General features: G+C 51.6%; 13 protein-coding genes. 3 read left to right on the top strand and 10 right to left on the bottom strand.

The genetic code is table 11. The features are described 5' to 3' along the window. The first annotated feature begins 204 nt into the window (after positions 1-204). Positions 205-1,674 (top strand): sugar ABC transporter ATP-binding protein, encoded by a 1,470-nt coding sequence (locus tag BBD38_RS08015; protein ID WP_066686550.1) that lies wholly within the window; start codon positions 205-207, stop codon positions 1,672-1,674. Positions 1,675-1,806: 132 nt separating this feature from the next. Here the strand turns inward: BBD38_RS08015 and deoC (BBD38_RS08010) are convergent, their stop codons facing one another. From deoC (BBD38_RS08010) to BBD38_RS07975, 8 genes are all read right to left on the bottom strand, one after another. Continuing rightward, a complete protein-coding gene (gene deoC / locus BBD38_RS08010; protein ID WP_066686549.1) occupies positions 1,807-2,439 on the bottom strand; it encodes a deoxyribose-phosphate aldolase in 633 nt (210 codons plus the stop codon). A gap of 17 nt (positions 2,440-2,456) precedes the next feature. Beyond that, positions 2,457-3,125 (bottom strand): deoxyribose-phosphate aldolase, encoded by a 669-nt coding sequence (gene deoC / locus BBD38_RS08005; protein WP_066686548.1) that lies wholly within the window; start codon positions 3,123-3,125, stop codon positions 2,457-2,459. Between the two features lie 30 nt (positions 3,126-3,155). Continuing rightward, positions 3,156-3,815 (bottom strand): deoxyribose-phosphate aldolase, encoded by a 660-nt coding sequence (deoC, locus tag BBD38_RS08000; protein ID WP_066686547.1) that lies wholly within the window; start codon positions 3,813-3,815, stop codon positions 3,156-3,158. A 106-nt stretch (positions 3,816-3,921) separates the two neighbouring features. Next, positions 3,922-4,869 carry a ribokinase gene (locus BBD38_RS07995; protein WP_066686545.1) on the bottom strand — a complete coding sequence of 316 codons (948 nt, stop codon included), beginning with the start codon at positions 4,867-4,869 and terminating at the stop codon, positions 3,922-3,924. Between the two features lie 28 nt (positions 4,870-4,897). After that, the gene (locus tag BBD38_RS07990; RefSeq protein WP_172807797.1) at positions 4,898-5,266 is read right to left on the bottom strand and encodes an L-rhamnose mutarotase; all 369 of its coding nucleotides are present in this window, start codon (positions 5,264-5,266) and stop codon (positions 4,898-4,900) included. Between the two features lie 120 nt (positions 5,267-5,386). Continuing rightward, positions 5,387-6,487, bottom strand: coding sequence for a sugar ABC transporter substrate-binding protein (locus BBD38_RS07985; RefSeq protein WP_172807796.1), 1,101 nt, complete (start codon positions 6,485-6,487; stop codon positions 5,387-5,389). A gap of 71 nt (positions 6,488-6,558) precedes the next feature. Further along, the gene (locus BBD38_RS07980) at positions 6,559-8,076 is read right to left on the bottom strand and encodes a sugar ABC transporter ATP-binding protein (protein ID WP_066686540.1); all 1,518 of its coding nucleotides are present in this window, start codon (positions 8,074-8,076) and stop codon (positions 6,559-6,561) included. 23 nt (positions 8,077-8,099) lie between these two features. Then, on the bottom strand, positions 8,100-9,077 hold the full coding sequence (locus tag BBD38_RS07975; RefSeq protein ID WP_066686538.1) for an ABC transporter permease: 978 nt from the start codon (positions 9,075-9,077) through the stop codon (positions 8,100-8,102). A gap of 551 nt (positions 9,078-9,628) precedes the next feature. On the opposite strand from BBD38_RS07975, the gene BBD38_RS07970 reads away from it, so the two are divergent. Both BBD38_RS07970 and BBD38_RS07965 read left to right on the top strand, forming a co-directional pair. Further along, the gene (locus BBD38_RS07970) at positions 9,629-10,417 is read left to right on the top strand and encodes a DeoR/GlpR family DNA-binding transcription regulator (protein ID WP_066686536.1); all 789 of its coding nucleotides are present in this window, start codon (positions 9,629-9,631) and stop codon (positions 10,415-10,417) included. A 44-nt stretch (positions 10,418-10,461) separates the two neighbouring features. Continuing rightward, a complete protein-coding gene (locus BBD38_RS07965; RefSeq protein ID WP_066687002.1) occupies positions 10,462-10,968 on the top strand; it encodes a nitroreductase family protein in 507 nt (168 codons plus the stop codon). A gap of 13 nt (positions 10,969-10,981) precedes the next feature. Here BBD38_RS07965 and BBD38_RS07960 read toward each other — a convergent pair whose 3' ends face one another. Beyond that, positions 10,982-11,818 carry an aldo/keto reductase gene (locus tag BBD38_RS07960; RefSeq protein ID WP_082989560.1) on the bottom strand — a complete coding sequence of 279 codons (837 nt, stop codon included), beginning with the start codon at positions 11,816-11,818 and terminating at the stop codon, positions 10,982-10,984. After that, positions 11,815-12,573, bottom strand: a complete 759-nt coding sequence (locus BBD38_RS07955; RefSeq protein ID WP_066686998.1) for a phosphatase — start codon at positions 12,571-12,573, stop codon at positions 11,815-11,817. The genes BBD38_RS07960 and BBD38_RS07955 overlap by 4 nt, the downstream gene beginning before the upstream one ends. Positions 12,574-12,767 lie beyond the last annotated feature (194 nt).

Below are 12,767 nucleotides of genomic sequence, written 5' to 3'. Positions count from 1 at the left end.
CTTGGAAAACGATCATGGGCTGGAAGTGAGTGGGACGGCATATGCATGCCGCACAGATCAGCCTGTTCCTAAAAGAGTAGCACAGTCGCAGCCGCAATTCATGGCATTCCTGCGAAGAAGGCAAAATCACAGACCTTTTGAACAATTTTATAGATTTCTATTTCCCTTCCTTTCCCCTAAAATTTAGTTGTGGAGGAATCTGTCATGTTACTTGAGATGAAGCAAGTCACCAAAAAAATCTTTTCGTCCGTTCTCCTTGACCATGTGGATTTCAGGATGGAGAAGGGTGAAATCCATGCGCTCATCGGCCCCAACGGCGCTGGAAAAACATCCCTTGTGAATATCCTCGGCGGCGTATTCATGCCTGATTCCGGAGAGATTCTCCTCAACGGGCGGCCTTATCAGCCCTCATCCCCTATGGCAGCCCAAAAAAACGGTATTTTCACCGTATACCAGCAACCAAATCTTGTCGATTGTCTTTCGATTATGGAAAACATCTTTCTCGGTATCAGGAAAGGGCCTTTTGATTTTTTTATGCACTGGCGCTATATGAAGAAAAAAACCACCGAACTTCTGCACTATTTCGATCTGCAAAAATCGCCCTCAACATTGGTATCGAATCTTTCCGGAAGCGAAAAAAATATTATCACGATCGCAAAAGCGTGTATTGCAAATGCCGAGATACTGATTATGGACGAGCCCACGGCCGGGCTTACCGCCGTAGAGCAAATATATGTCTTTAACCTCCTGCACAAGATCAAGGCCCGCGGCACCAGCGTCATTTATATAACACACCGGATTGACGAGGTTATCGATCACTGCGACAGTGTAACCGTGCTTGTGGACGGTACGAATAAATACAGCGGCACGGTCAACGGCATCACCAAGGATGAACTTCACCTGATTATGTCCGGCAGGGCGCTCAACCACGACCTTCATATAAGCGGAAGCGACAGGGGGGAACCTTTGCTTGAGGTCCGGAACCTCGAAAAAAATCCCATTTATCGGGATATCAGCTTTAAGGCCCGCAAAGGCCAGATACTGGGTATTGCCGGAGCGGTCGGTTCCGGGCGCTCCGCTATCCTGCGAACCATCATTGGCGAATTCAGCAAGGATGACGGCAGCATTTTCCTCAAAGGGAAAAAAACGCACTTCACCCATCCCTTCGATGCAATCAAAAATGGCGTCGCATATCTGACGGATGATCGTATCCGGCAGGGTATTTTTCCTAATTTGAGTGTGTCCGAGAACTGCATGATCGCGCACAATTCCGTCGACCATATACTGATTGACCCGCAAAGGCAGGTCGCCGACACGCTCGAAAGCGTGATTGACCTTGATATCAAGCTGCAAAACATCAACGAGCCGATTTTAAATTTAAGCGGCGGCAACCAGCAAAAGGTTCTTCTGGCGCGCTGTATGACCGCAGACTGCGATATCCTATTACTCGACGAGCCAACGAAGGGCGTGGATGTTTCCACCCGCAACGACATTTACCTGTGGATTCAGGAGAAGGTACGGGACGGCTGCACAGTTGTCATCAGCAGCTCTGAAATTTCCGAACTGCTGATGCTCAGCACCTACATCATTGTTTTGAACCGCGGAAGGATTGCCGACCGTATGCTCCACAAGGATGCGAGCGAAGGCCGCATCCTTGCCGCAATGCAAAGTTAGATCACGTTGTTTTTCTGATAATAAGGTAACATAGAACACTTGTCGTTACAAATTAAAATTGGAAAAAAGCAAAACGTCCCCCGAACTGTTCAGGGGACGTTTTGCTAAATTTGAGCATGGAAAGAAATGTTTTCAGAAATTGAGCGCCGCATCTGCCGCCACTCTCTTTGCGCCTGCCGAAAGCATCGCTTCCGCAGTCTGCCTGTCTTCAATCGTTCCCGCCGCTTCGATTTCGGCATTCTTTACAATTCCGGCAATGTACGCAATGTCGTCACTTGTCACCTCGCGCGCCTGCAGGGGCTTAAAACCTGTCGAGGGCAGGATCACATCCGCGCCGAGGGAATCCGCGAGCTCTGCCGCGGCTTTTACCTGCTCTTTTGTCAGGAGTACCGTTTCAATCATTACCTTAGCCTTGCATCCGGCGGCGTGGGCCGTGTCTACAACGCCTTTCACTTCCTCCTTAACAACGTCGAAATCCCCCATTTTCACAGCCGCCGCATTCATTACCATGCAGACCTCCTGTGCGCCGTCCCCGATTACGAGCCTGGCTTCATTGATCTTAATTTTGGGAAGGTCGACCCCCAGCGGATAGCTGACCGACGAGCAACATTTCGTATTCGTCCCTTCCAGCGCCTTTACCGCGGCGGCCACGACGCTCGGGAATACGCTTACGCTGTATAAGCCTTTGTCCGCGGCTTTACGGCAAATATCGCCGATATATTCTTCCGTCATCCCGCATTTGAGTACCGTCTGATTTAATTCCATCTTTTTTCCTGCCTTTCTTACTGGTCGAAGCCTTCCATGATTTTGAATGCGGAGCTTGTCGCAATCCTGGACGCTCCCGCTTCCATCATGGCGATTGCATCCTCTGTCGTCCGCACGCCGCCCGACGTCATAATCTTGATGGCGTCCCCGAAATTCTTTTTCACAAGGCGTACGTTGTCAAGCGTCGTCGAGAATCCATAACCCGGATTTGTTTTGAGGAAAGGAACGCCCAGTTTAACCGCGATTTCCACGCATTTAAGCTGCTGGTCCTCAGTCATCAGGCTGCAAAAATACAGCCATTTGATGATCCTGCCGTCCGCCAGTTCAAGCATTGGCTTGAAGTCCTCTTCCACCTTTTTATAGTTTCCGGACATGAACGCACTGATATCGATTCCGCAGTCAAGTTCGTCCGCGCCGTCTGCAATCGCCTGCTTGGCCTGCGCATATTTATCCTCGAAGGTCATCCCGCCGAGCGGATAGTTGCACAGCGCGCAAAGCTTTTTTCCCGCCGCATGATACATCGGCGCGACATAAGGCACATAGAAAGGTTCGATTGCAATTGCCGCAAAGTGATAGGGAATCGTCGATTGTGCAAATTCCGTCACCTGCTCAACCGTAGGCGCGGGCGCCGCGCCGATTGAAGCGTCGATGCCCTGCTCGACGATTTCACGTGTAATTTTAGTCATCTTGATATCCTCCTGAATTTTGATCCTCTTTTATTTTGCTTCGTGCCCCAGGACAAGCTTTACGCCCGAGCTGGTGCCAAGGCGGTCTGCGCCCTCGTCAAGGAAGGCCACCATGTCCTCATAGGTTTTCATTCCGCCGGCCGCTTTCATTTTGACCTTCGGCCCGATATTTTCCCGGAAAAGGATGATATCTTCAATGGTCGCGCCGGCTGTCCCAAAACCCGTGGAGGTTTTGATATAGTCCGCCTTTGCGTTCGTGACCGCCTTGCACATGGCAATCTTTTCCTCGTCGGTCAGATAGCACGTTTCGATAATCACCTTCAGTATCTTATCTCCGCACGCGGCCTTGATCTCCCGTATTTCATCTTCGATTTTCCCGAAATCTCCGTTTTTCGCATCGCAGATATTGATGACCATATCCACCTCGTTTGCGCCGTCCGCAATTGCCTGCTTGGCTTCCACAACCTTAGCCGCCGTGACGCTGTATCCAAGCGGGAACCCGATCACCGTGCAGATATTGATTTTGTCGCCATACTTATCGTTCACCCGTTTGATATAAGTAGGCGGAATGCAGATGGACGCGGTTTTATTCTCAATCGCCTCTTCTGTCAGCTGCTGGATTTGCCCCCATGTTGAATCCGCCTTCAGGAGCGTATGGTCCACATGCTTTAAAATGTCGTTTGCTTTCATTTCTTTTCCCTCCGTAAATCGCATCACGAAACAAACCGGTATGAAAAACGGCTTTCCAGCGTCCTGCATCCCGTTGCTGCGCGGCGATAAAATGAATCGTTTTTTATTATTTCGCCGATGCGAGTGTTATATTATTGTCCCGGATAAACTGTTCCACCTCACTGAGGCGCGGCATCGATTCGATGCACCCGACCTTCGTGACACTGATTCCTGCCGCCACGTTCGCGAACACAATTGCGTCGGCAATATCGTAGCCCTTTGCCATACCCGCAAGGAATGCGCCGCCGAAGGTATCTCCCGCGCCGCTCGCGTCTACGGCATTTACCTTGAACGAGGGGATATACTGCTCGTGCGTATCGTCGACGAATACCACGCCGTTCGCACCCAGCGTCACAATCACGTGCCTGACGCCCTTTGCAAGGAACCACCTCGCCGCCTGGATTGCGCTCTGCTCGTTCGTCACGTTGATCCCCGTGAGCGCCGACGCCTCTGTTTCGTTCGGTTTGATAAATTCGAGGCAGGGATAAATCGACTCGTCAAATTCTGCTACCGGGGCCGGGTCGAGCAGCACCTTCACACCGTGCGCATATGCCCTTTTGACGGCGTACGCCATGGTGTCGAGGTTGATTTCAAGCCCGGTTCCCATATACTCGATCTCGTCAAACAGGCCGTCCTTTTCAAATTTATCGATATCTTCCTTTGAAATCGCATCGTTTGCGCCGCGCGCAACAATTACATAGTTTTGCCCGCCGTCTTCGATGATACACGTTCCAACGCCCGTAAAGCTGTTTTTATCAACGACCACATATTGCGTCGTCATCTTTTCGTCGTCCATGAATTCAAACGTACGTTTCCCGAATTCATCCTCGCCGACGCAGCCGCAGTAAGCGGTCGGCACGCCCAGCCTGTGGCACCCCACGGCCGTATCGAGTCCTTTTGCCGCAATCTCACTGTTGTAGGACTGCGCCATTACCGTTTCGCCTTTTTCCGGAAGCGCCTTCGGGCGGAAAAAATGAATCCCGAACTGGCTTCCGACAACGGCAACCTTAGCCATAATCTTTTTCCCCTTTCCTGAGCTGTCTTTAAAACTCGTTGAATTCACCGTTAATCATCTGGGTGGAATCAAAAATTTTCTCAAGGTACTGCGCTTCCTGCGCACCGTCGAAGGTTGTCGGCACGGCAAACCACGGGTTCGCCTCGTCCTGCCAAATCTGGTTGGAATGCGTCTTGCCGAGGCGTTCAAACACTTCGTCCAGTTCAAGCTCCGTCTCGATATACACGATGCTGAAATTCTTATAAATATAAACCAGCGTTTCAATTGCCCCCGAATCCCGCATCGCCTGGGGCTGTCCCTTGAATTGGGTTTCCAGGCACGTTTTATGCAGCCGTTTATAATCCTCCACATGTTCGGGTTTCAGTTCATTTACCATCACATATCTTTTCTTTGCCATTTTTCCGCTCTCCTTAATAAATTTTTTTGTAACCGGCGGAACCGGCGCGCCGCCCTGAGATGCCATTTTTTTCAGGGCGGCGGCGTCCGCCGCAGGTAGGGCTATTGTCCTCCCGGATTATCAAAGATAATCCGAAACGTTGTCTTTGTCGATCATGAAGGAATTGGACGGGATCACGTCGGATTCCGGCTCAACGCCGCCTACAAGGTAGTTGTACATATAGATCAGGCTCGAAACCGCAACGCCCATCGTATCCTGGCTGATTACAACCATCTGGCCGTCGGCAACATACTCGAGGTTATCCGGAACCTCGTCATGTCCCGCGGAAATCACCTGGTCCGAAAGTCCTTTTTCCTCGATTGCTTTGGAGGCGCCGTAATTGCCGCCCGAGGATACGTAAACCGCTTTAAGGTCCGGGTTGGCCGTCAGGTAATCCTTTGTGATGGAATATACCTTGTCCGCGCTGTCGGCCGATTCCATAACCCCGACTTCTTCCCACTCTGCTCCATTTTTCGCAAGACCATCCTTGAAACCGGAATTGCGTCCTTCAAATACCTCAACGCCGAACACGCCTGTCACGATGCCGTATTTTCCGCCCTCGGGATATTTATCCGCAACATATTCCCCGACAATCTTGCCTGCGGAATACGCATCCTGGCCGATGAAAAGCATCCTCTTGCTCGGTTCCGTGCTCTCGCCGTACAGTGTGATAACCGGAATGCCCGCATCCACGGCCTTATCAATGTACGCTTCCGTACCAACCGAGAAAGGCGTTACAATAATGCCGTCATATTTCTGCACAATCGCCGCGTCCATTGCCGTATTCACGGTCTGCGCGTCCATCGTGTCGCCCATTACGATATAGTCGACCGTCACGTTGTGGTCCGCCATCAGCTGTTTGCCGACTTCCGCGCCCTGCGCCACCAGGTCAAAGAACGCATTATTCTGGAGTGAAAGGAACGCCAGCCGCAACGGCTTTTCGGGCTCCTTGTTTACCATATCGACACGCGCGTATTCGCTGTCCACGGGAACCATCTCCACATCTCCCGCATTTGCGTCTGCAGACGCGCTTTCTTCCGCGGATGCGGATGCCTCTGTGGATTGCTCCGTGGACGCTTCCGTGCTCGCGGAAGGTTCGCTTGCCGTCTGGGCGGCGCAGCCCGCCAGTGCGCATGTAAGCAGCATAACTGCGGCGATCACAATGCTCAGTACTTTTTTCATTTTTTTCTCCTCCATTATTATGTTTTTTCTTATCCCCGCGCTTTTCGGCACGGAAAAATTATTTCGTTGTTTCAGCCCTGTCCGGTTGCGTAGCGCATAATCACCTCCTGCGCATCGTCGCTAAGCTCGCTCCGCCCGACGATCCCGGTCATTTTCCCGTGATACATGATCGCGATGCGGTCGCTCAAAAGCAGCAGTTCGGGAAGCTCCGAGGAAACCAGGATCACCGATACGCCCTCCCTTGTCAGGTTATCGATGATGCTGTATATTTCCGCCTTTGCCCCCACGTCGATCCCGTGCGTCGGCTCGTCCAGCATGAGTATTTTCGGCTTTGCCAGCAGCCACCTTGAAAGGATTGCCTTTTGCTGGTTGCCGCCGGACAGGTTGATGATTGCCTTTTCCACGGTCGGCGTTTTGATATTCAGCTGTCGGACGCTTTGTTCCGCTCGTTCGATCTCCTTTTTGCGGTTGACAAGCGTGCCCGTCCTGCATTCCCGGATCGTCGCGATGTTGATGTTGTCCCTTACGGAAAGCTCCAGGAAAAGCCCCTTGACCTTCCGTTCCTCCGGGATCAGGCCAATCCCCGCCTCCGTAGCGACCTGCGGATGGGTCATGTCCATCTTTTTCCCTTCCACGAATATTTCGCCGCTGTCTGCCGGCTCATATCCGAAAATTGCTTCCAGTATTTCCGACCTGCCCGCGCCCACCAGCCCGGCAAACCCAAGCACCTCGCCCTTTTTCAACTCAAACGATATGTCTTCAAACGCGCCTTTTTTGCATAGCTTCCTGACTTCAAGGACCGTCTCGTCCTCCATCCCGCGTTTTGTGTTTTTTTTCAGGCTGTGCATCTGGTCGTCAAGTTGCCGCCCAACCATATACTGCACGACCTTATCGTTGTCAAAATCGCCGACCGGACCTGTAATCACATGCTGTCCGTCGCGCAGGATCGTCACCCGGTCCGCCAGCTCAAAAATCTCGTTGAGACGGTGGGATACGTAAACGATGCCCACTCCCTTTTGTTTCAGGTCGCGTATGATGTCCATCAGGATCGCCGTTTCTTTGTTCGTAAGCGCGGCGGTCGGCTCGTCGAACATAATAAAATCCGGATGCTGGGAAAGCGCCTTGGCGATTTCAATCAGCTGTTTATCCGCCATGCTGAGGTCCGCAACCGTCGTTCCCGGATGGATATGCTCGAGATGCAGCTCTTCCAGCAGTTCCACCGTTTTGCGCCTGACCTCGTCCCGCCTGATCATTGCTCCGCTGGCGGGATAATGCCCCATAAAAATGTTGTTCTGTACGTCGAGAAACGGAAACAGCGAGTTCTCCTGGTGCACCATCCCGATTCCCATGTTCTGGGCATCCAGCGGGGTTTTAAACCGCACTTCCTTTCCCTTCCAGAAAATTTGCCCCTCTGTTTGGGGATAGGTCCCGAACATGATATTCATAATTGTTGACTTTCCCGCGCCGTTTTCACCGAGAATCGCATGCACTTCGCCTTTCCTCACCTGCAGGCTCACATCCTGCAAGGCCTTTACGCCGGGAAAATGCTTGGATACGTTTTTAAGTTCAACCAGCATATCTTGGTCCATTTTTGCTTCCTCCCCCCGCGGGTTTACTGTTTCCTGTTCCGAAGTCCGTCGAGCACCACGGCGATGATGATAACAGCGCCAAGCGTAATCATCTGCCAATAGGTTGAAAATTGCAGGAGGACAAACCCGTTCTTGAGCACTCCCATAATTGCCGCTCCAATCAATACGCCCACAATCGAGCCCTTGCCGCCCGACAGGCTGGCGCCGCCGATTACCACCGCCGCAATTACATCCATTTCCATGCCGCTGCCCGAGCTGTTGTCCGCAATGGAAAGATTGCATACGCAAATGGCTCCGGCCAGCGCGCAAAGCGCGCCCGCAATGCTGTAAACGGTGTATTTCACACGTTCCGTACGGATTCCCGAAAGCTTGGCCGAACGTTCGTTCCCACCGACTGCGAAGACCTTTTTCCCGAATACGGTCCGATTCAGCAGGATATGGCCGATAATGATGACGGCAAACATAATGATGACAGATACCGGAACGCCGTCCGCACCGCCGATCGTACCATTGCCGATAAAGTTGATATACGAATCGAACTTGATCGGCAGCCCGCCCGTAACAAGGTAGGCGAAGCCTTTAATAATGTTCATCGTCGCGAGTGTTGTAATGAACGCATTGAGGTTCAGCTTCACGATCAAAAGGCTGTTGCACAGTCCGCATAAAAGCCCCACGCCAAGCGTCAGGACCAGCGCAACCGTCGGATCGACGCCCGAGGCTACGAAGAAGGCCATCATGATCCCCGAAAGGGTCATCGTGCTGCCCACAGAAAGGTCGATTCCCCCGGTGATAATAATAAATGCTTCACCGACTGCCATAATGGCAACCAGCGTGATCTGGCGCAGCACGTTCATCGCGTTCCCGAATGTAAAAAACACAGGATTCGCAAGGCCCAGCACTACGCATAAGACGATCAGCGCAATGAGGATGCCAAATTCGTTTACGCTTGCGGCCCTTTTAAGCGGACTCATCCGTTTTGTTTCTTTTACTCCCGCATCCATTTTTCTACTCCCCCTTTTATTGCAATGTAATTGATGCCGTTTCTGAATTATTTTTGTTTCGAGACTTCCGGGTTAAAAAAGTAAACGTTTTTAAACAGCTATTTCAAAAAGGGAAACGAATCCAAAACCAGACAGGAAAAGTATTTAACGCAAAAAAAGGCAGTGGTCAAAAACGTTTAGGTTCTTAACCACTGCCTGAAATTTATTTTCACTGATTTGTGATTGCAACTCAATCTTAACTCATTCGGTCTGGTATGTCAACATTTTTTGTTATTTTTTTGGTGTTTGTTATAAATCATGCATTTTATATGCAATTTATGTTACTTATCCACCTTTTCCAAAGGGCTTTCATGCCGTTTTCTCAATTCCGCTTGTCCTCCGGCATTCACTTTTTTTGCTTCAAATCCCCGTATTTAACCGTACTTTTAACTATCTATAACATTTTTTGGTGAAATTTTCACATTTTGAAGCGCTTTCGATATTTTCCTTTACTTTTTTCACAAACCGCGCTATACTTAAGAAAAATTTTTGTCAGATAAGAAAGAAGCGCCATGAGTAAAAAAGCAGACCGGCTCAACCGTATCATGCAAATATTGAAGGTGCGCAACGGAGCTTCCATCCGGGAATTGTCCGCCGAGCTTGACGTATCGGAAATGACCGTGAGGCGTGACCTCGAAGTGCTGAGCGCAAGCCGTCTTGTTACGCTGATTCAGGGCGTGGCCGTATACCATCCCGCAAACGAAACGGATGGCGAGGCAATCCTCAATAAGGAATATAACCTCTCGGCCGAGCATCTTGCCCACAGGTCGGAAAAGGAACGGATCGGCGCAAAAGCCGCTTCCCTCCTAGAGCCGAACGACGTGATCGTAATCGATACCGGTACAACGACGGAACAGCTTGCGCGCTTCATTCCCGAAACGGCGTCACTGACCGCGTTATGCTATAATATGAATATCCTCATAGAGCTGAATCAAAAGAAAAACACTAAAATCATCTGCGGGGGCGGTTATTACCATTCCAATACGCAGATGTTCCAAAGCCCGGAGGGCATATCGCTGATTTCGAGAACGTGTGCCAACAAGGCTTTTATTTCAGCCGCCGGTATCAGCAGCAAAATGGCGGTCACATGCATCGATCAATATGAGCTCGATACCAAAAAAGCGGCCGTCGCCTCGGCGCTCACAAAAATACTTCTTGCCGACTCTTCCAAATTTGATAAAGTTTGTCCCGTCATGTTCGCCAACCTGACGGAATTTGATATGATTATTACAGACAAAGGGCTCAGCGAAGAATGGCTCGATACCATCCGCCGGATGGAAATTGAGCTTCTTCTCGTCTGACCGGTCTATCGCTGAAAAACAGGAGAAACATCGTTATGGATGCATTGGAAGCAATTTTTACGAGGCGGAGTATCCGTAAATACACTCCGCGGCAGGTGGAAGACGATACCGTCAGCCTGCTGCTGAAAGCGGGAATGGCCGCGCCTACCTGTGTCAACAACCTCGACTGGCAGTTTGTCGTTATCCGCGGCAGGGAGCATATGGAAAAAATTATGGAACTTAAGCCGGGCAATGCCGACATGCTTCGCGAGGCTTCCGCCGCCATTATGGTATGCGGCGATATGAACCTCGCCTACTCCGGTAATCCCGATTATTGGATACAGGACTGCTCCGCGGCAACGCAGAATATCCTCATTGCCGCGACCGCCCTTGGCCTTGGAAGCGTCTGGCTGGGCGTTTGGCCAAACCTCGGACGCGCGCAGGCGCTTCGCGACCATTTCGGCCTCGCGGAAGCGCTCGTTCCCTTTGCCGTCGTCTCCCTCGGCTATCCTGCCGAGCACAAGGAACCCCGCGATTTCTTTGATCCGCGCAAGGTTCATTATGCCGGCTGATGAAGATACGCTTCTAATCGATATGACCGTCAAACACATCAGGATCGCGTCCGAATGACATTCCCTTGTCAAGGCCGTCGATCCTTTTCATATCTTCCTCCGAAAGACTGAAATCAAACAAATCCGCATTTTCTTCGATACGGCTTTTGTGGACGGATTTTGGAATCACGTTAATGCCCTTTTGCAGATGCCAGCGCAGTGTTGCCTGTGCCGGCGTCTTCCCATATTTTCCACCGATTTCCCCTACCAGCGGCTCTTCTGCCAGATGCCCGTGGAAAATAGGGCCCCAGGCCGTAACGGAAATACCGTTTTTCGCGCAATAATCCCTCAGGCCGCGCTGCTGCAACCACGGGTGCAGCTCAACCTGGTCGTTCGCCGGTACCGCGCCGCCATGCTCCTTCAGTTCTTCCAAGTGCCGGATGAAAAAATTGGATACCCCGCAAGCGCGGATTTTTCCTTTATCCTTCAGCTCCTGCACTTCTTCCCATGCCCGAAGCCGCAGCTTTGTATCAAGCCCCGGCCAGTGAAGCAGGTAGAGGTCGATATATCCGCAGCCAAGCCGCTTCAGGCTGCCCGCCGCCGCTTTCTGCACATCGCCGAATTCAAGCGGCCACAGTTTGGTGGTAATAAAAAGCTTTTCCCGCGGGATAAGGCTGTCCCGTATCGCTTCCCCTACGCTTTCCTCGTTGAAATAAAAGGACGCCGTGTCGATCAGCCGATAGCCCGCGTCAAGCGCAAAGCGTACCGCCCGATAGGCTTCCTGCCCGTTTTCGACCTTATAAACCCCAAGGCCCAACGTCGGCATATCGACCCCCGGCGCAATTGTTTTTGCCGTCCCAATGTCCATCATTTCCCGTCCTCTCCCGCCTGCCCTCGTTTGCAAAGGCCATGAATCCGCGTTTTTCGTTCGCGCAAATACCCGTCGAACACCTCGAGGCTGCGGCTGACGACCAGTTCCTCCGGGAATCCGGATTCCTCCAATATGCGGACGGCATGCTCAAAACGCCCGATTTTATAGCAAATATGCGCGTCGGATGAAACCGTTACGCGCACGTCCTTTTGCCTGCACAGCCGCAGAAATTCCAGGCAATTCGGCTGCGACCCCTTTCGGTATATAAATGAATTGTTATTGATTTCAATCAGCTTGTCCCGGCGCTTTGCCTCTCCAACTACAGCTTCTATGTCAAGCTCGAAATGCGGATTCCCCGGATGCCCGATTACGTCGATATACGGGTTGCCGAGCGCGCCAAGCACCGCTTCCGTATGCTCCGCCTTGCTCCCCGGCACAACGATGCCGTCGTGCATCGAAGCAATCGCAAAATCGGTATGCCCAAGATAGCGGTCTGAAATGTCGAGCTTTCCCGCATAATCCAGGATGTTTGCCTCCGTTCCGTTCACGACACGCACCCCTTCGATATATTCGGGACCGTGGGAAAGCACCGTCACAATAAACCCGGCTGCCGCTCCTTCCATCGCGGGGCCGTGATCCGTACAACAAATTGCTTCCATTCCCGCCTGCTTTGCCGCAAGCGCATTCTCCCTGACCGTGGAACGTGCGTGCCCGCTTGAAATGGTATGGGTGTGCGGGTCTACCAGAAACCTCATTATATTATCCTCCGTTTCATTCAAAAATGCCGGTTTCCCGGCTTCGGAGAACAATAGCAATTACCTGTGCAATAAAATGCGGACCTTCCCTCCTGTCTATGGCTCCTTGATTATACCACCAGCCGCCCCGCAAAGTAAATCCAAAAAAGAGCCCCGCATCCGGAGCTCTTTTCCTGCGTTCCCTGTCCGCCTTC

The organism is Christensenella intestinihominis, from assembly GCF_001678845.1.
Classification (GTDB): Bacteria; Bacillota; Clostridia; order Christensenellales; family Christensenellaceae; genus Christensenella; species Christensenella intestinihominis.
This window is presented reverse-complemented; position numbering and strand designations above follow the sequence as displayed.